The organism is Longitalea luteola (assembly GCF_017356035.1).
GTDB classification, from domain to species: Bacteria; Bacteroidota; Bacteroidia; order Chitinophagales; family Chitinophagaceae; genus Niastella; species Niastella luteola.
This window is the reverse complement of the sequence record NZ_JAFIQX010000001.1, coordinates 102,836-128,080: the sequence shown is the minus strand read 5'-3', so window position 1 is coordinate 128,080 and position 25,245 is coordinate 102,836. Positions and strand designations below refer to the sequence as shown.

The window sequence follows — 25,245 nt, the reverse complement described above, 5'->3', positions numbered from 1 at the left end:
GGACCTGATTCACCAAAAAGTGCTTGTATGAAAAAAATCGGTATTCTTTTCGGCCGTGAAAGAAGTTTTCCCATGGCGTTCATTGAATGCGTCAACCGCAGGAACACATATGATATCACAGCAGAACCTGTTCATATAGATAAAGTAATACAGGGCGCCGCAGTTGAATATGATGTGATCATAGACCGCATTTCACACGACGTTCCTTTCTATCGTTCTTTTCTAAAAAATGCAGCTGTTTGCGGCACAGCCGTCATTAACAATCCCTTTTGGGAAAGTGCAGACGAGAAGTTTTTTAACAACTGTTTAGCGGTACAGATCGGCGTGCCGGTGCCGAAAACAGCTATTCTTCCATCGTACGAACTGCCCGCCGATACCAGTGCCGAGTCGTTTGCCAACCTGGCCTACCCGCTCGACTGGGAAAAGATCTTTGACTACGTTGGTTTCCCTGCCTATATGAAACCCTTTGCCGGTGGCGGCTGGAAGAATGTTTATAAACTGCATAATAGCAGCGACTTCTTTCATCTTCACAAAGAGACCGGTCAGCTGGTGATGCTATTGCAGGAAGAAATTGTGTATGATGCCTATTACCGGTGCTACTGCGTTGGCGGTAAATATGTGCACATCATGCCCTATGAACCACGTAACCCGCATCACCTTCGTTATAAATGTAATTACAACCCTTCTCTTGATCTGCGGCACCAGATGGAAGGCATCGTCCGCCGCCTCAACCAATACCTGGGATACGATATTAACAGTGTTGAACTGGCTATCCGGGATGGTGTCCCTTATGCAATAGATTTCTGCAACCCGGTTCCCGATGCCGACCGGCAGAGCATCGGCGATGATAATTTTGACTGGATAGTTGAAACGGCTGCTACCTATGCCATTGAAAGGGCGATCGTTCATGAGCCCGGGCATGATAATCTTACCTGGGGAACGTTCACCCGGCGCAGCGTTAACCGCGAACCACTGGGAGAAATGATCAATGAAAAAATAGAACAGGGAGAATGAAGAAGAGTTAATAAGTTTGTATGTTACTCAGCCTGCCACCGGCAGGCAAGTTCGTAAGTTATCAGGTTATGGCTGGCCAGACGGTATAACTAATGAACTAAAGCATTAAGAAATGGCAAATATCAATTTAACGCATTTTACGATTGGCATTGAAGAAGAATATATGGTGCTTGACCCGGTTAACCGCGAGTTAAAAAGCCATGAGCAACGGATAGTTACGGAAGGACAGAAAGTGATAAGAGATAAAGTAAAAGCCGAAATGCACCAGGCGGTGGTGGAAGTGGGCACCGATGTTTGCCGCAATGTTGATGAAGCTTTTAAAGACGTTAGTCACTTACGCCGCACAATTTCACATATTGCCGGTGATCTCGGCTTCTGGGTCGGGGCCGCAGGCACACACCCGTTCAGTCATTGGGAAAGCCAGCTGATCACTGATCATGTACGATATAAAGAAATACTGGATGTGCTGCAGGATGCCGCACGCAGTAATCTTATTTTCGGTTTACATGTGCATATAGGCATGGAAAGCAGGGAAATGGCCAATCATATTGCCAATTCAACCAGATATTTCTTACCCCATATATACGCACTGAGCACAAATTCACCTTTCTGGGAAGGAAGAAATACCGGCTATAAATCATACCGCACCAAGATATTTGATAAGTTTCCCCGCACCGGTATCCCCGAAACATTCGACACCATAGAGGATTATGATAACTTTATCAAACTGCTGGTAAAAACCAATTGCATTGACAATGCTAAAAAAATATGGTGGGACCTGCGGGTACATCCTTTTTACAATACCGTTGAATTCAGGATCTGCGATGTGCCTTTGACCATCCAGGAAACCATTGCCATCGCCGCCCTGTTTCAGGGCGTATGTGCAAAGATCTACAAGTTGCGGTTGCAAAACCTCAACTTTATTCAGTACTCACGCGCGCTCATCAACGAAAATAAATGGCGGGCCAGCCGCTACGGCATCGACGGCTTGCTGATCGACTTTGGCAAGGAAGAAGAGATCAATACACGTGTATTGATATATGAACTGCTCGATTTTGTTGACGATGTAGTGGATGAACTGGGCAGCCGTCATGCCATCAACTTCATAGCCAAACTCATGGAAGAGGGCACCGGCGCCGACCGGCAGCTGAAGGTATTTCAACAAACGAACAGCCTGGTGAGTGTGGTGGATTATATTCATAGCCAGTTCCTGGCGGGTGTATAGCCTATGGAAATAAAGGTTACAGTTATAGGTTACAAGTTTTAGATTAAAGGGGCTGTGCTTGGCGTTTAGGGTTTAGCGTTTCTACCCAACACATTACAAATAAACCTAATGATGCAATAATTATTCACATTAAAGCGTTTAATACGCCAATCCCGTCCCCTGCATCCACCCGGTATTCCCGAAATAAAATATCTTTGGTTAAAATCTGTTCCGGTATGAAACAATTCCTGGTTAATTGCTGGCCTGTTTTGTTATTGGCCGTATTGTTAGCGTCTTGTGGTAAAGAAGTGAGTAATAATGATGACATTTCGCAATACTATATCAAATGCAAGATCGGCAGTACCGACAAAACGTTTAATTTTTCTCCGGCCGCTGTTAAGCAAGACCTTGGCGGCGGCGTTATGAACTATTCAATTTTTGGTAAGGCTTCTAATGATCCTGCAGATCTTGAAAGCATGGATTTTACCATTCAGTTGGCGATACCTATTGCCCGGGGCACCTACAAGGAAACGGATCCTACCAGCGATTATTTCCTGATGGGCACTTACAATCCAAACACTACAATATCTGACAATATTTTTGTCAACCAGGGCGATGAACACAATCCATTCGAGATCACTTTTACCGAAATTTCCAGCACTACGTTGAGCGGTACTTTCAAAGGAAAACTGTACTTGAATAACACCAGTGCAAAACCTGACTCTGCCGTTATTTCCAATGGACAATTTAAAGTGAAGATCCAGTAAACAAGGTCTAACAGCCGGCTACCTGTAAAGCAGACATTCCGAAAAAAAGAAATGCAATTTAAGAACCCCACCTGCACCTATACTGAAAAAGAGCTATCGATCAATTAATGGCCAGGTAGCAACCGTATTTTTTATCTCTTAAGTTCAACATTTATATTTCGTTAAGCTGGCTGGCAGCATCATCTTTCAAACCTATGCCCGACAACTGAAGCCGCAGCGACTCCCTGATCAGAAAGAAGAGCTTTTCTGCAGCAGCAGGATACCTCAATCCTTCGGGCCTGATATTGGAAATACAATTGCGCGATTCGTCTGATAAACCAGGTGCCGGCCGATAAGTAAGATAAACTCCTAAGCTATCGGGCGAACTCAGTCCCGCCCGCTCACCGATTAACACAGCTACCAGTTTTACCTTCAACAGGCAGCCACATTCATCACCTATGGCAACCCTTCCCTCCTGCACAATACAAATAGGCGCTACTGATAAACCGGCTTTTTGAAGATATGGCAATAATAACTGCAGTGCTGCAAACAAACCGATAACCGGCCTTTTAATCCCAACGTGTTGCGAAAACGGGTAATTACTTCGCATTTGCTGGCCACACTGATCAGGTCCTGGTTGCGCATCAGCTTTGAAACGGCCGCCACCATCTCAGGCGTTAATCCCGGCGCCAGTTGCCGCAGGGTAGGTGAGCTGAACTGTTGAAGCCTGTTTTATCACGCTGCAGCAACCGTTGAAACTTTATTGAACTTAAGTTATTAAAAACTACTTAAATCTGCCAATTGGCGTATAAAAGAATTTATCCCAAACACGGTTGGGCCGGGTTGCAAGGCTGGCGGCTACACGAAACCGTCTATTTGTGCAAAAAATGCCCGCCATCAAATGAATATCAAAATTTGTGATTAGATTCGCTGTCATTGAAATGGCTTTATCGGGCCTTTTTTATTTCTTTCTAAACCTATTAGTTATGAGATTGCTTCTGTACGTTTTTTCATTCATTGCAATTGCTTTAGTAAGCTTTACCGGTATGCAACAAAAACAACGGATCGTTTTCTTTGGAGATTCCATTACCCAGGCAGGCGTTGGGCCTAACGGTTATATTACCCAGCTAGGCAACCTGATCAATAAAAAAGGATTAAAGGATCAATATGAACTGGTAGGCGCCGGTATCAGCGGTAATAAAGTAACCGATCTGTATTTAAGAATGGAAGATGATGTACTGGCTAAAAATCCAACAACCGTAGTGATCTGGATCGGCGTAAACGACGTGTGGCATAAAAAAACCGGTGGCACAGGCACCGATGCCAATAAATTTGAACAATTCTACAATGCCATTCTGAAGAAACTGCAGGCTAAAAATATAAAAGTGATCATGTGCACACCGGCTGCTATTGGCGAAAAGACCGATTTCTCAAATGAACTGGACGGCGATCTGAACAAGTACGCCAACATGATCCGCGACATTGCCGCCAAACATAACTGCCAGCTGGTTGATCTTCGCAAAGCCTTCCTGGCTTATAACCTGGCCAATAATGCCGAGAACAAAGACCGCGGTATACTGACTACAGATGGCGTACACCTGAACGAAAAAGGCAACCTGTTTGTGGCGGAAGAAATGATGAAGGTGCTGGTAAAATAACAGGTTAAGTATAACCTTTTCGCCATTTCATTGTTTTATAGCAGTAGTGACATTCAAATTTTTTAGGGATTAACTTATATACAGTAGTCAAATACTGTATATAAGTTATTTTTGTAGCTATACTATGAATAAACCACAAACCATACGGGTGGCGCTCCTGGATCTGTATGAAGGCCAGGTTAATGAAGGCATGCGGTGCATTCGGGATATTCTGCAGCAGTATGGTAAAACACACGACATAAACCTGGCATGCAAGGAATTTGATGTGCGGCTTAAAGGTCAGTTACCTGATTTACATTACGATATATATATTTCTTCGGGCGGCCCCGGCTCGCCGGTCATAAGCGGTCATGAATGGGAACGCTGGTACTTTGAATGGGTATATGAACTTGAGCAATACAACAAAAGCACGCAGGGCCCCAAAAAACATGTGTACTTCATCTGTCACTCTTTTCAGTTGGCTGTTCAGTATTTTAAAGTGGCCAGGGTAACCAAACGTAAATCCACCGCTTTTGGCGTTTTCCCTGTACATATGCTTCCCGACGGTAAACAGGAACCGGTGTTCACCGGCCTGCAGGATCCGTTTTATGCGGTGGACAGCCGCAATTACCAGGTAGTGGAACCCAATCACGATCGATTGCAACAGATCGGCGCTTCCATTTTAGCGATCGAGAAAGAACGGCCGCATGTGCCATTGGAACGGGCTATCATGGGAATACGATTCAATGAGTATATGGTAGGCACTCAATTTCATCCCGAAGCCGACGCCCCCGGCATGAGCCGTTACCTGCAACGGGAAGACAAAAAACAAATGGTGATCAAAAATCATGGGTTCGATAAATGGCAATCCATGATAGAACAATTGAATGATCCGGATAAGATACTTTATACCTACTCACATATACTTCCTAATTTTCTGGATATGGCGATAAATGCAAAACGCTTAACGCTTAACGCCTGACGCTAATGCCGTAAACGTTAACCGGCCACTAATTCGTACCTTCAATGCCAAAACAGATAAAGCATGGTTCCCGGCTTACGGAAAGCATTTAATAAATCTTTTACCGATCAGCAATACCAGGCATTTTTAAAAGACCTGCACAGTAAATATCCCGGCGCTATTGAATTCCGGCTTTGCGAAACCCCGGTTTTTGTAGATAAACAATTTACCGCCCAAATGATCGAAGCGTGTGAGCACATCATTGATGTAGTAACAGATCCGTCTTTTAAGCAAATGACCGAAGCATCCATTCCCGCCAACGAACGTGTGCCTCATGAGAATGACCGATGCGCCATGTTTGCCTTCGACTTTGGTATCTGCCTGAATGACCAGCAGCAACCAGAACCCCGCCTTATTGAAATGCAGGGCTTTCCTACCCTGTTTGGCTTCCAGGTATTTTATCCTGATCTCTTCAGAAAATATTTTCTCATTCCGGACAATTACAGCCAGTTCCTGAACGGCCATACCCGCGAAAGCTATCTGAAGCTATTGAAAGAAGTGATCCTGGAAGATGTGCCGGTTGAAAATACCATTCTGCTTGAAATAAAACCCCATGAACAAAAGACCCGCATCGATTTTTACAATACCCAGGAATACCTGGGCATACAACCTGTTTGTATCACCGAACTGATACAGGAAGGAAAAGATCTGTATTACAAACGCGCCGGGAAAAAAACGGCGGTAAAGCGCATCTACAACCGCGTTATATTCGATGAACTGCAGGCCAGAAAAAATTCATTAGGTAATTATGTGGATATCACCCAGGACCTGAACGTACAATGGGTGCCTCATCCGAACTGGTTTTACCGCATCAGTAAATACACCCTGCCCTTTTTGCATCATCCCTATGTGCCTCCTACTTATTTTTTACATGAAATAAAACAGTTACCGGCCGACCTGGAAAATTATGTGTTGAAGCCATTGTTCTCGTTTGCCGGACAAGGCGTAGTGATAGATGTAACACCGGCGGATGTAGAAAAGATCGATGATCCGTATAACTGGATCTTACAGCGTAAAGTGCAATATGCCGATATCATAGAAACACCCGACATACCCGCCAAAGCGGAGATCAGGATCATGTATGTATGGAAAAAAGGCTGGGACCGTCCGCAGCCCGTCATTAACCTCGCGCGTTTGAGCAAAGGAAAAATGATCGGCGTGGCTTACAACAAGGATAAAACCTGGGTAGGCGGCAGCGTTTGTTTTATGGAACGATAGATAAATCTGATTATAAAATTGTAGCTATGCAACACCTTGATGACGTTAAAGGCAAAGAGATCGTACCGGGACTATATGGCCGTTTTGTACATGGCGACAGCATAACGCTGTCGTTTGTAGATATTCAACAAGGCGCACGATTACCCGAACACAGCCATCCGCATGAACAGATAACCTATATCATGGAAGGTGAACTGGAAATGGTCATCGGCGGTGAAAAAATGCTGCTGACGCCCGGCATGGTGCATGTGATTCCCGGCAACGTACCACACAGCGCCTATGCACGTACGGCCGTTAAAGTGCTCGATGCCTTTTCACCTGTTCGCGAAGATTATATGATCCATTAAATACATTTCAAGTTCGTAAGTTATTAGGTTCCTAAGCTCATGAGTCTGGCTTATCGCGAGATTAATAGCCGAATAACTTACGAACTGAATAACTTACGAACTTGTATTTGATCTACTCTTCCTCCGCGGTATTTTTCATTTTTCCCAATACGGCATAGGCGTTTTTAGTTACCACCTGCATACCTGCCAACTCAGTTTCCTTCGAACGGACAGCAACGCGGCCATTTTCCCTGATCCCTGTTTCTACTGTCACCAGTTGAAAATTATTCCTGCCATTTACCTGCACAATGTACTGCTGGTTGCCATAGCGTACTACAGCGTCTTCCGGCACGGTAAGTGATGGCATATTTTTGATCATTATAGAGGCATTCAAAAACATGCCGGGCAACAGGTTTTTGGGTCTTGTCTTGAAATGGCAATGAATGATGCCGCTGCGGTTCATATCAACATTACGGGTAACCAGTATCACTTCGCAGTCGTATTCCTTGCCGGGTTCATCCACAAATGATACTTTCACCAGCTGGTCGACCTTTATTTTTGGCATATCCTTCTCAAAAACTGTTAACGCCGCATGAATGTCATCGGGATTTATCAGTTCAAACAGCACATCTGTAGCATTCACAAATTTGCCAATGTTGACATTCACCTTCGATACAAAGCCGTTGATGGGCGAATACACGGGTACGCTGCGCGAAATGGTATTTTCATTTAATGAGCCGGGATTGATATTGATGAGCCGCAGTTTTTCAGCAAGCGCTTTTACCTGTACTTTCTGGGCAGCAAAATCGGCATTCACCTGTTGAAAAGTTTTGGCAGCGGCTACCTGCTCTTCACTTAATTCTTTTTGCCGGTCATATTCCTGTTGCAAATAGCGCAGGCGGGCCTGTGCCACCAGGTAATCCTGTTGCAATTGCACCAGTCCCTGGTCTTCGATAATACCTATCACCTGGCCTTTGTTCACATGCATGCCGGGTAACAAAGTCGTATTTTTAAGATACCCACCCAGGGGAAAACTTACAGAGACAATATTCTGAGGTGGCACATCCACTACGCCATTTACTTTAAGCACATCGTTCAGGTTCTCCGATCTTACCGCGCCGGTCTGAATGCCGGCATTTTTAATCTGGGCATCGGTTAATCCCACGGTATTCACTTCTACTTCTTTTTCAGCCTCTGTGGCTTTTTCATTGGAAGAAGAAGAAGAACAGGCTACTGATAAAAACAAGACAGCTAAATATATTAGATTCTTCATGTCGCGATCATTTTCCGGTTAAATACTCCAGTTCAATTATGGTGTTGTTAAGGGCATGCACTGCCTGCAGGTAACCCAGTTCAATGTTAACGGCGTTGTTCATTTGTAGGGTCCACTCTACATAACTTACGTCGCCTTTTTCAAAACCCAGCCGGGCATTGCGGGTGATCAGTGCCGCTTGTTGCAGTCCGCTGGTCTCATAGTACTTTACCTGCCCCGCATATTTCCTGTAAGCTTCATTCAGCTGTTGCCATTGATTGTTGAGGTACTCACTGGTAGCGGCTGCTTCCATGCGGGCCGTTTCTACCTGCACCTGCTCTGCTTTTATGCGCGCCTTCACGGCTTTATTGAATATGGGTAATGCCACTGACAACTGGTAAATATTAAAGCGATCACCGGCGTCGTAATATTGTTGACTAACCCCATCTTTTGACTGATAGCCTACTATCGATTGATTGCTGTAGCCCAGCGTGAACCCCGGTGTCAGCTTCGCTTTTTCAATATTGGTTTCAGCCGCGTTCACTTTTACCTGCTGCTGTTGTACCTGTACAGCAGGATGACCGGTCAGGGCGGTGGTATCGCTTAAACCCGTATATTCTTTTTTAACGGCCCTGTATTCAGGTAAAAGAAGCTCCTTCGTATTCAGCAGCCACTGTAATTGTTGCTGGGCTATATGCAAGTCGGCTTTTACCTGGTCCTGCTGCAGTTTCAATTGTTGTATCTGCGCTTCGGCATTGCTTTTCTCGAGCATGGTGCTTTCACCGGTTTTTAACCGCAGTGTAGCAGCGTTCAAAAAACGGCTGTAAATGGAGTCGAGCCGCAGCAGCAGCTGTTGCCGTTCCATCAGATCAACCATATTATAGAAAACGGTCTTAACGGCTTTGTGTAATTCCTGTTGTTTTAACGCCACCTGGCTGGCCACAGCCTGCTCCTGCGCCTGGTACAGCTCTTTTTGCCGCCGGTAAACCGCCGGCAATTCAAATGACTGGTTAATATAAAAACGGGTATCGTTTTGAAAGCTGTTGATGTTGCCGTATTCAGCGCCTAATTGTGTACGCGGCAGCTCTGCGGTCGCAGTTTGCAATTGCTTATAATAATTAATGCCGGTTCTGGTTACCTTTAATGACAGGTTGCTGGTATCGGCCTGTTGCAGCATCTGTTCCAGGGCCACCGGCCGGCCGGTTGTTGTTTGCGAAAATACCGGTTCACCTATTCCCAACAGCAAAATGATACCTGCTACTGTTGGTGCAGCCGGTTTCACTTTTACCCGTTTTTCAAACCACATATATAATACCGGTAAAACCACCAGCGTAAGAATGGTAGCGGTGATCAATCCGCCAATAACGACAGTGGCCAGCGGCCTTTGCACTTCCGCCCCGGCTCCCTGGCTCAATGCCATCGGTAAAAAGCCAAGCGATGCCACAGAGGCTGTCATTAACACCGGCCGTAAGCGAATGCGTGTTCCTTCCATAATGATCTGTTTAATATCATGTATGCCATGATGTTTCAGGCGGTTGAATTCAGCGATCAGTACAATGCCATTTAATACGGCCACACCAAACAGCGCAATAAACCCAATGCCTGCTGAAATGCTGAACGGCATGCCCCGCATCCATAAGAAGAGGATGCCTCCTATTGCCGATAAGGGAATGGCTGAGAAAATAAGCAACCCGTACTTTACCTTACCGAAGGCGAAATACAACATCACTAAAATGAGCAGCAACACAACAGGTACGGCAACGGATAGCCGTTGACGCGCTTCTGTAAGGTTCTGGAACTGCCCGCCATAATCAATGTAATACCCCGCCGGCAGCTGTACCTGTTGCTTTATTTTTTTATCCAGCTCCTGCACAATGCTTTCCACATCGCGGCCCCGTACATTGAAACCGGTAATGATCCTGCGTTTGGCATCTTCGCGTTGTATTTGATTCGGGCCGTCTTTTATTGTTACAGTAGCTACCTGGCTCAGAGGCACCTGTGCTCCATTGGGCGTGGGAATTAGCAGGTTCTGTACATCGGTTATGTCCTGCCGCTGGGTATTCTCCAGTCGCACGACCAGGTCAAAACGCCTTTCGCCTTCATATACCAGGCCGGCGCTTTGGCCGGCAAAAGCCGTATTAAGCACGCGATTAATATCTTCAATATTCAATCCGTAATGCGCAATGGCCGTTCGGTTGTAACTCACCAGTATTTGCGGTGTGCCGGTCACCGTTTCTATATACAGATCGGTAGCTCCCTCTATGTTATTGACGATCGCTCCTATCCTGTTGGCATATTGCGCCAGCGTATCCAGGTCTTCGCCAAATATTTTACATACCACATCCTGCCGGGCGCCACTGATCAATTCATTGAACCGCATTTGCACCGGGTACATAAAACCGAAAGTAGCACCCGGGATCTCCTGTAAGGCGGCCTGCATTTTTTCCGCCAGCTCATCGAAGCTGCCGGCGCTGGTCCATTCTTTTTTTGCTTTCAGTATCACCATGAGGTCGCTGGCTTCCATGGGCATTGGATCGGTTGGGATTTCACTGTTACCATTCTTACCAACTACTTTCACCACTTCAGGAAAACGGCTTTTTAAAATATGTGACGCCTGTAGTAAGGTATTTACAGAGGAGCTGATATTACTGCCAGTAAGCATCCGCGTTTCTACGGCAAAATCACCTTCTTCCAGTTCAGGAATAAATTCGCCACCCAGGCGGGTGAACACAAAAATGCTGACAGCAAATAATATGATACTCGAGGCGACAATTGTTTTCGGGAAACGCAGCATGGTCTCGAGCACCCGCCGGTAGATTTTTTCCAACTGCTCCATCATGCGGTCACTGAAGGTCTTTTTGTGCGACAGCTTTTTGCTAAGGAAAAGAGCGGTCATCATGGGCACATACGTAAACGATAACAGGAAAGCGCCCAGCAAAGCAAAGGTGACCGTTTGCGCCATGGGCTTAAACATTTTACCTTCAATGCCCTGTAAAGAATAAATAGGCAGATAAACCACGAGGATGATGATCTGGCCGAAGATGGCCGCATTCATCATTTTGGAGGCGCTGTGCTGCACTTCTTCATCCATAGCGTTTTGGCTAAGCCGCTTCACCGGTGAGAAATGTTTGGAATGATGTAACCGGTGCATCACCGCTTCTACAATGATCACGGCGCCATCTACTATCAATCCAAAGTCGATAGCGCCAAGGCTCATTAGGTTGCCGCTCACGCCGAATACATTCATCAATATAATGGCAAACAGCATCGATAAAGGAATAACCGAAGCCACTACAAGCCCGGCCCGCAGGTTACCGAGGAAGATCACCAGCACAAACACGACAATGAGGGCGCCTTCGATCAAATTGGTTTGCACAGTACCAATGGCATTGTTCACCATCTTGGTACGGTCGAGAAAAGGTTCCACTACCACGCCTTCCGGTAATGTTTCCTGGATCTTCGCTACTTTTTCTTTCACCCGCCTGATAACTGCAGAGGAATTCTCACCTTTCAGCATCATGACCACCGCACCGGCAACTTCGCCTTTATCGTTATACGTCATGGCGCCGTACCGGGTAGCACTGCCCATGCGGATGTTGGCTACATCCCGCATCAGGACGGGAATGCCCGCCTCGGTCATTTTCACCACAATATTGCCAATATCCTGTTCATTGGCTATAAGGCCCTCGCTCCGGATGAACAGCACCGTAGGCCCTTTTTCAATATAGGCGCCGCCCGTGTTCTGGTTATTTTTTTCCAGTGCAGTGAATACATCATCTATAGTAAGGTTATACGATTTCAACCGCGACGTATTCACTGCGATCTCGTATTGTTTCAGCAAGCCGCCAAAACTGGCCACATCTGCTACGCCCGGCGTGCCTAACAGCTGGCGCCGAATGATCCAGTCCTGGATCGTTCGCAATTGCATGGCGTCATACTTTTGCTCATACCCTTTTTTTGCCCGCACAACGTACTGGTAAATTTCGCCCAGCCCTGTTGTTATAGGTCCCATTTCGGGTTTACCCAAATTAACAGGTATCTGGCTTTGCACCTGCTGCAACCGTTCTGCGATCTGCTGACGGGCCCAGTAAACATCTACATCCTCTTCAAATACAATGGTCACAACAGATAATCCAAAACGCGAAAAACTCCTGATCTTTTTGAGGCCGGGAATAGTGCTGTTGGCCTGTTCAATGGGAAAGGTGATCAACCGCTCTACATCGGGCGCGCCCAATGAGGGTGAGGTTGTGATCACCTGCACCTGGTTATCGGTGATATCAGGCACGGCATCCACGGGCAGCCGGGTTACCGAATAACTACCCCATAAAATAAGCGCCAGCACAAATAAACCGATCACCAGTTTATTCTTTATTGAAAAACGGATAATGGAATGGATCATGAAATACTTTTAGTTCAGGTACAAATCGTCAAACGGCAGACGTGAACGCTTCGCCGCAGCGGCGATACCTCGCATCCTGGTTATTCGCTCGCAGGCGAACCTCAACATGGCTCATGCGATCGCCAGGCGATCGTACGCATGAACGTCATTACCGGTGTTTTGACAGACTTACTTTAAAAAAATGCAGGGTGTAGCATACACCACAGCCATACCTGGTATACTATAACCAGTTATGTCTGAAAAGTTGTCGATGATTTTTATTAAGCGCCGCGGGGAGGTTGAAAGATATCTGCTACTGCCAGTAAGGAGTGATTATCTTCATTATGCAGAATAAACTCGTTCTTTGTTTCGGTGCTTCTTACCGTACATTCGATCGCGGTAGTAGCCGGACATTCACAACATACGCTCGTGTAGGTTACGCTACAGTCAGTATGCCGGAAGGGCAATTGCTGGTCGCGCTGGTAATCCTCATCATGTATATATTGGTGAATGTAGTGCTCGTTCAAAAAAGCCAGCAGGGAAATCTTCGGGTCCTGTTGCCGGTGCTCTACGAAATGTTGTATCAATACCGGCATACGCAGAAACTGATGCAGTTCTGAGAACGACAGCATATAAATACTCATGAAAAATATGGCAACGGTCTTTTTCACGGCCCAAATGTACAAAACAGCCCGGCAATTCACACCCCAATAATCATTTTTTAACCTCGGTTAAGGCCCTAACAACTTATTATCGAACATGGTATTACAATGATTGTTGATAAGTATAAGTGTATCTTTACCTTCCCATCAAGATTGTTCTATGGTATTTAACCGACCGTTTCCTTTAGATACACCCTCGCGTAAATCGTTCCGGTATACTTTTTACGCAGCGCTGGTGGTGTACCTGATCCTGGTGCTGTTACAACCTTTTGGTATTGATGAGCTGAATACCCCCACCCTGTTACTTCACGCCGCCTTATATGCGCTGGTCACTTTTATCTGTACAACAGTCAACACCTTTCTGCTGCCCTGGCTTTTACCAGCCATTTACCGCGAAGAAAAATGGACAGTGGGCAAAGAGCTGTTGCATATGTGCTGGCATCTTATCCCCATTGCCATTGGCAACTGGCTGTTGACCCACTGGTTGTACCGGTCGCCATTATCGGCTCAGAACCTGTTCAGCTTTTTATGGATAACGTTCGTGGTAGGTATTTTTCCCCTCGCACTGAATGTTTTATTAAAACAACAGCGGCTGCTAAAAAAATACCAGGCCGGCGCTTCCCGCCTCGAAGAACAACTGAAGCAACCGGAAAATCTGCCGCAGGCCACCACACCGCTATTTTCAGTGCCGGAGACTATTGTTTTTACCAGCGAGAATGGCAAAGAGCAATTCGTCATTCCCGCCAACGATATCCGGTACATTAGTTCGGCAGACAATTATGTGCGGATCCATTATATAAAAGACGATCGGCCCGTCTCGCAGCTGTTACGCAAAACCTTGCGAAAGGCAGAAGACACCCTGTCGCCATTCCCCGAATTTTTCCGCTGCCACCGCGCCTACATTGTTAACCTGGACATGGTAGAACATGTGAGCGGTAATGCCCAGGGGTATAAACTGCAGTTGACGGGCGTACAAGAGCTCATTCCAGTTTCCCGGAATCTGAATAAAGAATTGGCTGAGCGCTTATCACCCGCCCGCATCAATCGCTCAGCAGGGCAAAAGCTTTAAGGCAGGACTAACATTTCAAGCATGTTCCCAAAGCGCAAAAGGCTGACTTTTGAAACCCGGCAACGGCAATTGGCCCCTAAGCCCGGCCGCAGCCATGCAATTCGCCCCCTTTAGGGGTTGGGGGGTTGCATTTCGTCCCATGCATTTGGAAAAGGCCCTGACAGACAGGCATTTTTGTGAAACAACCAGCGTTCTGCCGGTTTCACAAAAAACAACAAATTATGACCAGCCTGTTAAAGATCATGCTCGTGCTGCACATCATCAGCGGTTTTCTGTCCCTGGCCTGCGGCCTTTTTTCAATGTTGAACAAGAAGGGCGCCCGCCAGCACCGGCTTACCGGAAAGCTGTTCTTTTATGGCATGACCGGCGTTTTTATCACTGCTACATGTATATCCATCGCCAGGAACATTCCTTTCCTGTTCATGGTGGGCTTCTTCAGTTATTACCTCGCCTGTTCAGGCTATAGGGCTCTATATCTTAAAAAACTGCATTTGCAACAGCAGCCTGCAGTGCTCGACTGGATCATCAGTGTAACGGGCATTGTAGCGGGAATAGCACTCATTGCGTTCAGCTATGTGTGGTTCACCCAACGGGGCATGTGGGGAAGCGTGCCGCTGACCTTTGGTACTTTTTGTTTGTTAAGCGGCTGGAAGGACATCAGGCATTTTTTCAAACGCCCCAGCGGCAGATCACATTGGTTCTTCACCCATGGAAGCAGAATGGGTGGCGCTTTTGCCGCTACCGTAACAGCTTTTATAGTAGTAAATGTGCAGATCGGGTCGCTGAGCTGGTTACTCTGGATCTTACCCGGCGTATTGATCGGTAGCTGGACGAGCATAATTTTAAGCCGATATCGTAAACAATTGCAGGGAAAGAAAGCAGGTTCCCACGAACCAGCAGTAACTCCCTAGTTTACGAAACTCCAGAAGATACCTACCCTGATCTGTAAACCAGGATAAGGATAATTGATCGTTGGCACATTGTTATTGGTAAATCCGCCCTGGGGAAATTTGATTGAGTTCAGATTTTCAGCGCGTACATAGGCACTAAAGCTTTTGATGCGGAAGTGCAGGTAGGCGCTGATATCGGGCATTTGCAACTTCACAGTCGTTAAGTCCTGGTAGAAATATTGCCCGTTTAATGGTGAATATTGCGGCGCCTTGTAAGGCGTGAAATAACGCATTTCACCGCCAAAGCTGATGCGCAGGTTCTTAAAACCAAGCGTTCCATCATACCCAATCTGATTGCGGGTTGAGATCAGGGGCACGTTCACAGGACCATCGCCTACCCGTTGCTGTAATACTACCCATGTTTTCCAGTTCCAGTTTCCACCGATCCTGAAGATCTTTTCGGCCGACACCTGCAACACATTGAATAAGGTAGAAGCCTGGGCCGCCTGGAAATAATTAGTGAAATAAGTATAATTTGTAGTAAGGTAATAGCGGCCGGTCAACTTCAGCCTTAATTTGGGTTGTTCGAATGTGCCAAAAAGAACAGAAGTATTTTCCTTATTGAAGTCGTTGGAAACGGTATCGAGGTAAAAGCTGCTGATAGGATTGAACACAAAGGAAGGTGTGCGGTTCGTGTTTTGAAAACCAACTTCCAGGTAGCCGATCTGCCGGCTGATGAGGCGCCGCAGGCTCACATAAGCATTATAATCACCGGCATTCAACCCCGTCACATAAAAATTACCCAGGGCCTCAATATCCCATTTCTGGTTCCTGGTGCGGTTACGGTATTCACCATGCACAAAGAAGTTATGATAATCGCGGTTATCTATATTAACGTAATTCGAGTCAAAGGTTCCTTTCAGGCTTTGAAAAGAAGCGCCCAGCTTCAGGAATTGTTGTGCGTTCTTGGCATCGGGGAAGGTGTAAATAGAAAAATCATTCGTGAGCTCACGCCAGTGTTCTCTTAAAAAATATTCCTGCCTGGCCGTATCCAGCTTGATGGAGTACAGGCTGTCATAATATACACTATCGGCATAAGTATCCCGGAAACGGTTGTGATAGGTATTCAACGCGATGGTATGTTCCAGGCGAACACGGGGATAAAATAACGGAACAACTGTCGTATCGTTTACGACCATCGAGTCCTTTTGTCCCAAGTCGTACTGCTGCCGCATCATATAAGTGGCATTGGTATGAAAAGTACCTGTTGCAATACTGGTGCTGAAGAAATTGCGGCTGCCCGGCTGATCGGGGCCCAGCTTGGTAGGAATATTCGAACGCTCATCAAAAGCGCCGCCGACACTGTCTTCCAGGTAGCCATCGTTTACAATACCACCATTTTCGCCCGATTGCAGTTTGTTCCCAACAATAACAATGAAGTTCTGGTAACGTTTATTCTTTGACTGGTACCAGGATGTAAACCGGTAGTTATTATGATTGGTATTCTGATTCTGAAAAAAGCCGGGGGAATTGATCAACCGGTATTCAAATGACATATTCCAGTTAGGCTTCAGGTTCTGCGTATGCATCAGCCTGATATATTGTTCAGACCGCGAGCCGAGCACATAGTTCAGTTCAGCGTATGGCCGGGTGGTATTGTAGAAGCGGGCATCACTCGCCGTAAAATTATAAACATCGTATGCATGAAACCCATGATCCCAGCCTGCTTTCATAATGGGCTCATACAACAGGCTGCGGGAAGCATTCCCTAAATTGCCCAGCGTAATATGATACCAGGGCAAATCTATCTTTTTATTGAAATCGAATAACACAGAATCAAAATTCTGCATCCTGCTCGTATCGAGATAACGGAAATGGATAGTGATTGAATCTTCCAGGCCGGTACGGTGGGCAATGGAATCGCCCCCACCCTGCCCCATCGTCATTCCGCTGAAACGGCCCTGGGCTCTGCGAAGCAGATCGTCCTGCGCATTGGCAGAATGCACAAAGCCGGTGATTAATAAGAGGGGCACAAAAAATATGTTCCGGATCCTTAACAAGTATGAGCGATTATTAAACAAGGCGACAAATTAATAATTAATAAACCGTTACCGGTTATAGGAAAGTTAATTGTATATCTACTGGTCAAAGCTCGGCAGCAGGATTTACAGGTTAGCTACCAGTTCTTTAAAAATAATGGTAAGCTTGGGTTCAGCTTCTTTCGCTGCCAGTAACACCTCTTCGTGCGTTATAATATTATCTTCTTCTCTTATACCAATATCGGTGATCACGCTGATAGCAAATACCGGTAGTCCCATATGTATGGCCACGATCACTTCCTGCACCGTACTCATGCCCACAGCATCTCCGCCCAGCCGGTGGATCAGCTTATATTCAGCCCTGGTTTCAAATGTTGGACCAGTAACCCCGAAATAAACGCCTTCCTGCAATTTTATGTTGGCAGCAGCTGCAATATTTCTTACTTTTTTGATCAGCTCTTTTGAATACGGCTCACTCATATCAGGGAAACGCGGCCCCAGCTCTGAATGATTTTTTCCGATCAGCGGGTTGATGGTGCTTAAACTGATATGGTCAGTGATGACCATCAGATCGCCCACTTTAAAAGCCGGGTTTACCCCGCCGGCGGCATTGGATAACAGCAAATGGCCAATGCCCAGCAGCTTCATTACCCTTATAGGATACACCACCTGGTCAGGCGTATAACCTTCGTAAAAGTGAAACCGGCCGGCCATTACCACCACTTTTTTGCCGTTCAGTTCGCCAAAAATCAGTTTGCCATGATGGCCTTCAACAGTAGAAACCGGAAAATGCGGAATGGCCTCGTATGAAATTTCTTTCTCTACCTGAATTTCCTGCGCAAAATTTCCCAGCCCACTCCCCAGAACAATGCCCACCTGTGGTGTATGGGGATATATGCTTTTAATAAAGGAAGTGGTTTCTTGTAATTGCTGGAGTATTCCGGGCATAACTGATTAATAATATTGGTGTGATTGCTGGTTGAAAATGCGTGCAAATATAAGAAATGCAGGTTACAGGTTACAAGTTACAGGTTGCAGGACTTACAACTGGTAGGCGGTATTTGGGTTTCCCTGTAACTTGCAACCTGAAACCTGTCACAATCGACATTCCCGCAATCGTTCCCGTAAATAGGATGCCCCGGTAACGGGAAACAGGTAACAGGTAACATGATTTTTGCTTATTTTCGCCAAAATTTTTTACGGCATGAATCTTCACGAATACCAGGCAAAGGAATTATTGAAAAAATACAATGTACCGGTGCAGGAAGGAATACCGGTTGACAGAGCCGACGCGGCCGAAGAAGCATATAAGAATTTAAAAGTTCAGTTTGGCAACAACTTCGCGGTTGTAAAAGCTCAAATACATGCAGGTGGTCGCGGAAAGGGCAAAATTCAGGGCACCGAACAACGCGGTGTGGCAGTAGGGAAAAGTGCCGAAGAAATTAAAACAATCGCTTCCAATATACTGGGTGGCACGCTGGTCACCATTCAAACCGGCGCGGCAGGTAAAGTAGTAAACAAAGTACTGGTTGCCCAGGACGTTTATTATCCTGGTCCTAACCCGGTAAAAGAGTTTTATTTATCTATCCTGCTCGATCGTTCAAAAGGGCAAAACGTGATCATGTACAGCACCGAAGGCGGTATGGACATTGAAGAAGTAGCCCACAACACGCCCGACAAGATCTTCAAGGAGTGGGTTCACCCCAGTGGTGGCCTGCAACCCTTCCAGGCTCGTAAAATAGCCTTTAACCTGGGTTTGAAAGGAGAAGCTTTCAAAAATTGCGTAAAGTTCGTAATCAACTTATATAATGCATACGTAGGTCTGGATTGCGCTATGCTCGAGATCAACCCCCTGTTCAAAACAGCTGACGAAAAGATCATTGCCGTTGACTGTAAAATGAACCTCGATGACAACGCCTTGATGCGTCATCCCGAGCTGGAAGCATTGCGCGATATCAGCGAAGAAGATCCTACAGAGGTAGAAGCCGGTAAATACAACTTGAATTTCGTGAAACTCGATGGTAACGTAGGCTGTATGGTGAATGGCGCCGGTTTGGCCATGGCCACCATGGATATGATCAAACTGAGCGGCGGTGAACCTGCCAACTTCCTTGACGTAGGAGGTACTGCCAACGCTACTACGGTTGAAGCTGGTTTCCGCATCATTTTAAAAGACCCGAAAGTGAAAGCGATCCTCATCAATATCTTTGGTGGTATCGTACGTTGCGACCGGGTTGCACAAGGTGTGATCGATGCCTATAAATCAATCGGCAATATTACCGTTCCCATCATTGTACGTTTACAGGGAACCAATGCAGAAGAGGCTAAAAAACTGATCGAGGAAAGCGGATTGAAAGTACAATCAGCCATCCTGTTAAGCGAAGCTGCTGCACTGGTGAATAAAGCAGTTGCTTAATTACAAAGCAGAACTTACTTATAAGATAGTCCCCATTTCATTCGAAGTGGGGATTTTTTTGTGGTTACATGTTACAAGGTGCAGGTTACAGAGGCCCGAAATATGTGCCCCCAAACTATCATTCAAGATGCTATTAGTAAAAGCTGCTTATGACAAGAAACCGTAAACCGTGTAACTGTAACTTGTAACTTGAAAAGCGGCGAGGTGTAAACTGGTTTTGAACTACTGACCAAAATTAAGGGTTGCTTCGCGATTGCTTAACCGGTTACCGCATACACGGTGACCGTGCAACCTGGAACATGTAACTTGTAACCTGAAATCGTGAACCGGAAACCGGCGACTGTATTCCATTATCACATTATCAAATTAGCTAATTATCACATTAGCACATTAGCATATTATTCCTCCCCCTTCATATACTTCTTCAGCCAGCCAATGACAAAACTTACCCGTTTATGGGTGTTCTGCAGCAGTTGATAGTACACGAGTGATTTTACTGATTCGGGCTTATCTTCCAGCGGATATTGCGGCCGGCCTTCTTTATCAATAACTTCAAAATGATTGATGATGTACCGGTAATGACCTTCCTTAATTTCAATACTCATCTGCAGGCCCACGGGTACGTAGGATGGAGTGGCCAGGCCACGCAGTTTCGCTTTTACATTAATATACCCTTTACCTGATACCACCAGGTTGGCCGGCTGTTCGCTGCGTGCTACAGTGTCCCAATGTATAAGGAATGGCTGGTTAAAGAAGGATTTGGCCCTTTCTATGGCATTGGCTGTATTGTCGGTGATGATCTCGCCATAATATTGGAACTGGCCTTCAGTTGAACGGGGCAACTGGGCTGCAGCATCAAATACCAACGCTATAATTAGCCATATAATAAGTACTGGCCGCATGATTCGTTTACAAGTTAACATATTGAACGGATTCGATAAAAACCACTCAACACAATTACCGGCTATCGGCAAAATTGTTGATCTGAAGCAGGTCTTATGACGGAGGCTTATAAAAACAAATGTCCCCGCAACGGAAAGCGGGGACAACTTTTTTTGAGAGACGGTTTCTGTTTTCAAAGGATTACTGGATCAGTTTTCAAAAGGACTCTTGGATCTTTTCTGGTTTTTCAATGGGACGGTGGACCTGGTTTTTCTTTCGGACTTTGGACGTTTTGGATCGTTTTACACAGGAATACGGTTCGGTTTTTCGGACATCGGACGTTGGTTTTTCTTACGGATTTTGGACCTTGGTTTTTCCTGGATTTCTGGACCTGGTTTTTCTTTGGATCGTTGGATGTTGGTTTAGTTTTTCTTCTGGATTTTTGGATCTGGTTTTTCTTTAGGACGTTGGATACTTTTAATGTCTTATTGTTTGACGGTGTAAAGATCGAAACATTATTGGCACTTTTAACATTTAATCATCACTTATTCGCTCATCTCCTGGGTTAACTTATTTGCATCTAGGGTTATACCCTTACGTGACACTTTACTTTCTAAAGAACTGATATACTAACGGGTATGCTCAATAAAAAACCCACCTTCACCAGGCGGGCAATATCGTTAGTAATAGTATATACCTCAGCTTTGCCGGTCTTCACAGGTTGGGTATTGTTATATATATTTCTGTTTTCGGTTCTCATTGATCGTTGGATGTGCAAATGTAGCTAAAAGGATTAAACCGTCATAGCCGGTATAAATATGTAACTATTTCTTTAAATTAGGAAGCATCTGATAATATTAAGTTAATGATCTCTGCGATTATTTTAGGATCGACTACGATGAAACCTTTATGCTTCGTATTTTTCGCAAAAACAGTAAATCGTACATTTACGAACCGCATAGATCATTCATTTACTAACGGCAATCCATTATATCGGGGATATCTAATTGCTCTCATTATCTCATCAAACTTGTAAGCAGCCTGCATCTTTGTTTACATTCATTTGTTTAAGAGAACACGCATGCTACTGCTGTTTATAGTGAGGTATCGATTCAGCCAGGTGTTTTCATAACAGTCTTCAACTAACCTCTATCAGCGAGCTCGTGTTGTTACGAACAACCAACCGTATTTTCTGTAATTATAAAATTAAGTACATCCCTCCTGTGGAAAAACTTGCTTTTGGCTAGAATTTTGTCAAATAAATTATCAAACCATTCGTTAACCTGATTAATCTGTAGCAAATGAAAAATCCCGTACGACTCTTCTTCGGCTTCATCTTTGTAACCTATGTGATCATTTACAGTCTGATGGCCCTGCTCGCATAGTTACTGACCTGCACCTAGCTGTTCTCCGTTACAAAGTTCTGTCATTGATCTCGATCCGTATATACTACTTTCCTCATTGTATATCCGATCTCAGCGCTTACTTACCGTTGTTGATCCTTACCCATACAAATAGCTATTATACCCGGCAGCCATCGGGATACCAGGTGACATGTACCATTATCGTACCTTCGTGATATGTCAACTGTTACCATCAGAACCATTCAACCGGCCGATAATCAGGCATTGGCCGTTATCATTCGCAATGCATTAACTGAATTCGGCGCCAACAAGCCGGGCACCGTTTATTACGACGCAAGCACCGATGCGTTATACGAACTGTTCAGGCAGCAGGGCAGCATTTACTATATTGCTGAAGTCGATGGTGTGCTCATTGGTGGTGCCGGCATTTATCCATCACCAGGCCTGCCGGCTGATACCTGCGAGCTGGTGAAGATGTATTTGTCGCCTGCCGCCCGCGGCCAAGGCATTGGAAAAATGCTGATAGAAAAAGCGCTGCAGTTTGCCCGCGAAGCCGGTTACCGTAAAGTGTATATTGAAACGATGTCCGAATTAAGAAAGGCTATGTCGGTATATGAAAAATTCGGATTTAAATACCTGGATGGCCCTATGGGGAACACAGGGCACTTCGGCTGTGGGATCTGGATGCTGAAAAGTTTATAGTTTATTGTTTTTGGTTCATTAATTCCGGATTACCGCACTCTTTTTAATAAGGATTATGCTCGAACTTTGCCGGGTCACTGTCATAAGAGCAAGCACAAACCGCAAACCACAAACTACAAACCACAAACCATAAATTCTAACATGCTTTCACTTCATAAATCGGACTAAACAAATACAGCTTTCCTGTATCCACCTCAAGACACTGGAAGCGCTTGCGCAGTTTCTTTCCTTTTTTAAAAATGCGGCCTTCGCCAATATCGAACAACTGGCCTTCGGGCAGTTGTTCAACCATTACCAATCCATTATCGCGGTCAAACTTTTTCAATACCCGCATCAATCCCTCGTCGGCGCAGCTGCTGGCCGGCAGATCGTGCATCGTTTGTTTAAGCGCCTGCTCAACCAGTGGCGGAAAGATCTCCCTGCCCATAAAATCCTTCAACATGAGCGCGTAGCAATTCTTCCATTCCCGGCCATGCGGCGCTACACGATGTCCGAATTGCATAAAGGTGACCAGGTGAGCCAGTTCATGGATCAACGTAATGAGGAAAGCGTAAGGATTTAGATTTCCGTTTACACTTATGCGGTGATTCTTGTCGGTAGTGGCGTGGCGGTAATCGCCCAGCACTGATTTTCGTTCGCGGGTGATGGTTAAATGAACCCTGTACTGATGTAGATATTCCAGTATCCGGGGAACGGCCGTTACAGGAATGTATTTACTAAGATATTCTAATGGCGCCTGCTGCTTAGACATTCTTTTTTTGCTTGCTCAATTTCATCAGAATAACCACTTCAATGGTAGTATATAGCAGGTACAGGAACATACAGCCGAAAATGCCCGCTTTATTAACTCCTTTGCCTGCAATGCTAATATAAATAAATACAGCCACCAGGCAAATCATCATTTTTGAAAAAACACCACCATAGACCGTGCGTACAATAGCCTGCGGATTTTTTGACCCCAGCGAGCGGGAGAACAGGAAAAAAGATACCGCCGTGGCGGCAAAAAGGGTCAGGTTACCGATGATCAGCACATCTACATTTACGTCCCGTTGGTTAAACCACGCCCGGTTGGTCAAAAACAGCGCTGTAGTGATTACAAAAAGGAGGATCAGCGGACGAAAAGACCTCGAAACCGAATTATTTGTCATTGTTTTTTAAAATGGAGGGCAAAGGTAGACCAGAAAGTTGAAAAGTGGATAGGGATAACGAGTTGACGAGTTAATAGTTAATGATGTTCATGCAGTTAATAAGGTAAAGGCAGCAAATAAAGGTAAGAGGCGGAAGTATGAGGTAGGAATTACGCGTGAATGTAAGAAATACCGCATAAGCCGATTGCCGACTATTAAAGCAGCATCTGGGATATTGGAAAACCGGCAACCGGTAACTGGGAACCGGCAACCGGTAACTTATGATAGTAATTTATGCCTTGTAACTTGTACCATGAAATTTGTAACAAATAGAATCCTCCTCCGGTAACAATAGGTTATCGAATAGGGAGCGTTCAACAAGTACATAGGGGGCCTGACCAGGTCTATTCCACTACAGGCTCTGAAGCTTTTTTGCTCTTTTTATCAGCAATCACTTCATTTACCTGACCATTGGTTGCTGTGGTCATATGGCACTGACCATTGAAATTGGCGCTGGGTTCTATCTGCAGTTTACCTGCATATAAATTCCCGTTTACAAAACTGCCGCCTTTTAATTGCAACAACTCTTTCACTTTAATGGTGCCTGATACTTTGCCCATGATATCGGCCTGCTGGCCCGAAATATCGCCTTCCACTGAACCATTGGAGCCAATTACTACTTTAGCCTGGCACTGGATGTTGCCCTGCAGCGAACCATCGATGCGGATATCGCCATTGCTTGAAATATCGCCTTTTAATACGGTTCCGGCAGCAATAATTGTGGCGGCTCCTGTTCCGGGTGCAGATACATCGCCTGTTGATTCGGATTTGGATTTTTGATTGAACATACGATATGGTTAGATTTATTCTTCAATATTTTCCGGCTGAGGAATGGAAAGCGTGGTAGTGTCTAATTTTACGCCGACATTCCCCTGTAACACACTTTTAACGTTATCCAGATACTTATCCTTATACTGCATCGCCTGCTCCAGCGAATCAGTTCGCACTTTCAGTTCCCGCAACTCACGCATGGTGTTAACATCTCCATATCCAGGTATGTACATACGCAACGGCGTGAACACGATAAGTGCTACCGTTAAACCAGTCAGCAACACAAAAATGGTGCTAAGTGTGATGTAAACACTCAGTCTGGATAATTTAAACGTCACAACCTCTTCGTAAGTATCATCGTTCATCACTACCAGTCGGTACCGGTTCTGCAAGCGCTTCAGGGTAGATTGGGCATCGAATTTAGCCATAGAGAGAGTTTCAAAACGCTAAAGGTAATAAGTTATTTT

The 25,245-nt window shown here is 45.4% G+C and carries 23 protein-coding genes; 11 read left to right on the top strand and 12 right to left on the bottom strand.

Annotated elements, in window-relative coordinates:
- Nucleotides 1-27 precede the first annotated feature (27 nt).
- From JUB15_RS00580 to JUB15_RS00570, 3 genes are all read left to right on the top strand, one after another.
- The gene (locus tag JUB15_RS00580; protein ID WP_207510296.1) at nucleotides 28-1,014 is read left to right on the top strand and encodes an ATP-grasp domain-containing protein; all 987 of its coding nucleotides are present in this window, start codon (nucleotides 28-30) and stop codon (nucleotides 1,012-1,014) included.
- Nucleotides 1,015-1,126: 112 nt separating this feature from the next.
- A complete protein-coding gene (locus tag JUB15_RS00575) occupies nucleotides 1,127-2,239 on the top strand; it encodes a carboxylate-amine ligase (RefSeq protein WP_207510295.1) in 1,113 nt (370 codons plus the stop codon).
- Between the two features lie 215 nt (nucleotides 2,240-2,454).
- Nucleotides 2,455-2,985 carry a hypothetical protein gene (locus tag JUB15_RS00570; RefSeq protein WP_207510294.1) on the top strand — a complete coding sequence of 177 codons (531 nt, stop codon included), beginning with the start codon at nucleotides 2,455-2,457 and terminating at the stop codon, nucleotides 2,983-2,985.
- Nucleotides 2,986-3,136: 151 nt separating this feature from the next.
- Here the strand turns inward: JUB15_RS00570 and JUB15_RS00565 are convergent, their stop codons facing one another.
- Both JUB15_RS00565 and eutB read right to left on the bottom strand, forming a co-directional pair.
- Nucleotides 3,137-3,517, bottom strand: a complete 381-nt coding sequence (locus JUB15_RS00565; RefSeq protein WP_242696150.1) for an ethanolamine ammonia-lyase light chain EutC — start codon at nucleotides 3,515-3,517, stop codon at nucleotides 3,137-3,139.
- Nucleotides 3,460-3,633 (bottom strand): ethanolamine ammonia-lyase subunit EutB, encoded by a 174-nt coding sequence (gene eutB, locus JUB15_RS00560; protein ID WP_242696149.1) that lies wholly within the window; start codon nucleotides 3,631-3,633, stop codon nucleotides 3,460-3,462. Before eutB ends, JUB15_RS00565 begins: the two co-directional genes overlap by 58 nt.
- 317 nt (nucleotides 3,634-3,950) lie before the next feature.
- On the opposite strand from eutB, the gene JUB15_RS00555 reads away from it, so the two are divergent.
- The 4 genes from JUB15_RS00555 to JUB15_RS00540 all read left to right on the top strand — a co-directional run bounded on the left by JUB15_RS00555 (nucleotide 3,951) and on the right by JUB15_RS00540 (nucleotide 7,187).
- Complete coding sequence (locus JUB15_RS00555; RefSeq protein WP_207510292.1) at nucleotides 3,951-4,622, top strand: SGNH/GDSL hydrolase family protein; 672 nt, start codon at nucleotides 3,951-3,953, stop codon at nucleotides 4,620-4,622.
- Nucleotides 4,623-4,746: 124 nt separating this feature from the next.
- The gene (locus JUB15_RS00550) at nucleotides 4,747-5,583 is read left to right on the top strand and encodes a type 1 glutamine amidotransferase (protein ID WP_207510291.1); all 837 of its coding nucleotides are present in this window, start codon (nucleotides 4,747-4,749) and stop codon (nucleotides 5,581-5,583) included.
- 63 nt (nucleotides 5,584-5,646) lie between these two features.
- Nucleotides 5,647-6,840, top strand: coding sequence for a hypothetical protein (locus tag JUB15_RS00545; RefSeq protein WP_207510290.1), 1,194 nt, complete (start codon nucleotides 5,647-5,649; stop codon nucleotides 6,838-6,840).
- Nucleotides 6,841-6,866: 26 nt separating this feature from the next.
- Nucleotides 6,867-7,187 carry a cupin domain-containing protein gene (locus JUB15_RS00540; RefSeq protein WP_207510289.1) on the top strand — a complete coding sequence of 107 codons (321 nt, stop codon included), beginning with the start codon at nucleotides 6,867-6,869 and terminating at the stop codon, nucleotides 7,185-7,187.
- Nucleotides 7,188-7,299: 112 nt separating this feature from the next.
- Here the strand turns inward: JUB15_RS00540 and JUB15_RS00535 are convergent, their stop codons facing one another.
- The 3 genes from JUB15_RS00535 to JUB15_RS00525 all read right to left on the bottom strand — a co-directional run bounded on the left by JUB15_RS00535 (nucleotide 7,300) and on the right by JUB15_RS00525 (nucleotide 13,467).
- Nucleotides 7,300-8,439 carry an efflux RND transporter periplasmic adaptor subunit gene (locus JUB15_RS00535; RefSeq protein ID WP_207510288.1) on the bottom strand — a complete coding sequence of 380 codons (1,140 nt, stop codon included), beginning with the start codon at nucleotides 8,437-8,439 and terminating at the stop codon, nucleotides 7,300-7,302.
- A 7-nt stretch (nucleotides 8,440-8,446) separates the two neighbouring features.
- A complete protein-coding gene (locus JUB15_RS00530) occupies nucleotides 8,447-12,817 on the bottom strand; it encodes a CusA/CzcA family heavy metal efflux RND transporter (protein ID WP_207510287.1) in 4,371 nt (1,456 codons plus the stop codon).
- A 260-nt stretch (nucleotides 12,818-13,077) separates the two neighbouring features.
- Nucleotides 13,078-13,467, bottom strand: coding sequence for a hypothetical protein (locus tag JUB15_RS00525; protein WP_207510286.1), 390 nt, complete (start codon nucleotides 13,465-13,467; stop codon nucleotides 13,078-13,080).
- 151 nt (nucleotides 13,468-13,618) lie between these two features.
- Between JUB15_RS00525 and JUB15_RS00520 the strand changes: the two genes are divergently transcribed.
- The gene (locus JUB15_RS00520; protein WP_207510285.1) at nucleotides 13,619-14,527 is read left to right on the top strand and encodes a LytR/AlgR family response regulator transcription factor; all 909 of its coding nucleotides are present in this window, start codon (nucleotides 13,619-13,621) and stop codon (nucleotides 14,525-14,527) included.
- Nucleotides 14,528-14,748: 221 nt separating this feature from the next.
- A complete protein-coding gene (locus JUB15_RS00515; protein ID WP_207510284.1) occupies nucleotides 14,749-15,438 on the top strand; it encodes a hypothetical protein in 690 nt (229 codons plus the stop codon).
- Here JUB15_RS00515 and JUB15_RS00510 read toward each other — a convergent pair.
- Both JUB15_RS00510 and JUB15_RS00505 read right to left on the bottom strand, forming a co-directional pair.
- The gene (locus JUB15_RS00510; RefSeq protein WP_207510283.1) at nucleotides 15,435-17,450 is read right to left on the bottom strand and encodes a putative porin; all 2,016 of its coding nucleotides are present in this window, start codon (nucleotides 17,448-17,450) and stop codon (nucleotides 15,435-15,437) included. The two genes, JUB15_RS00515 and JUB15_RS00510, sit on opposite strands and share 4 nt — an antisense overlap.
- Before the next feature lie 132 nt (nucleotides 17,451-17,582).
- Entirely contained in the window at nucleotides 17,583-18,404 is an 822-nt protein-coding gene (locus JUB15_RS00505) for a purine-nucleoside phosphorylase (protein ID WP_207510282.1), read from the bottom strand.
- A 256-nt stretch (nucleotides 18,405-18,660) separates the two neighbouring features.
- Between JUB15_RS00505 and sucC the strand changes: the two genes are divergently transcribed.
- On the top strand, nucleotides 18,661-19,872 hold the full coding sequence (gene sucC / locus JUB15_RS00500; protein ID WP_207510281.1) for an ADP-forming succinate--CoA ligase subunit beta: 1,212 nt from the start codon (nucleotides 18,661-18,663) through the stop codon (nucleotides 19,870-19,872).
- A 398-nt stretch (nucleotides 19,873-20,270) separates the two neighbouring features.
- Here the strand turns inward: sucC and JUB15_RS00495 are convergent, their stop codons facing one another.
- Nucleotides 20,271-20,774 (bottom strand): hypothetical protein, encoded by a 504-nt coding sequence (locus JUB15_RS00495; RefSeq protein ID WP_207510280.1) that lies wholly within the window; start codon nucleotides 20,772-20,774, stop codon nucleotides 20,271-20,273.
- A 1,560-nt stretch (nucleotides 20,775-22,334) separates the two neighbouring features.
- On the opposite strand from JUB15_RS00495, the gene JUB15_RS00490 reads away from it, so the two are divergent.
- Nucleotides 22,335-22,820, top strand: a complete 486-nt coding sequence (locus JUB15_RS00490) for a GNAT family N-acetyltransferase (protein WP_207510279.1) — start codon at nucleotides 22,335-22,337, stop codon at nucleotides 22,818-22,820.
- A gap of 136 nt (nucleotides 22,821-22,956) precedes the next feature.
- Here JUB15_RS00490 and JUB15_RS00485 read toward each other — a convergent pair whose 3' ends face one another.
- The 4 genes from JUB15_RS00485 to JUB15_RS00470 form a co-directional block, all read right to left on the bottom strand.
- Nucleotides 22,957-23,571, bottom strand: coding sequence for a SprT-like domain-containing protein (locus JUB15_RS00485; protein WP_207510278.1), 615 nt, complete (start codon nucleotides 23,569-23,571; stop codon nucleotides 22,957-22,959).
- Nucleotides 23,564-23,968 carry a hypothetical protein gene (locus tag JUB15_RS00480; protein ID WP_207510277.1) on the bottom strand — a complete coding sequence of 135 codons (405 nt, stop codon included), beginning with the start codon at nucleotides 23,966-23,968 and terminating at the stop codon, nucleotides 23,564-23,566. Before JUB15_RS00480 ends, JUB15_RS00485 begins: the two co-directional genes overlap by 8 nt.
- Nucleotides 23,969-24,351: 383 nt before the next feature.
- Nucleotides 24,352-24,795, bottom strand: coding sequence for a bactofilin family protein (locus tag JUB15_RS00475; protein WP_207510276.1), 444 nt, complete (start codon nucleotides 24,793-24,795; stop codon nucleotides 24,352-24,354).
- Nucleotides 24,796-24,810: 15 nt separating this feature from the next.
- The gene (locus JUB15_RS00470) at nucleotides 24,811-25,206 is read right to left on the bottom strand and encodes a hypothetical protein (RefSeq protein ID WP_207510275.1); all 396 of its coding nucleotides are present in this window, start codon (nucleotides 25,204-25,206) and stop codon (nucleotides 24,811-24,813) included.
- Between the last annotated feature and the right edge of the window lie 39 nt (nucleotides 25,207-25,245).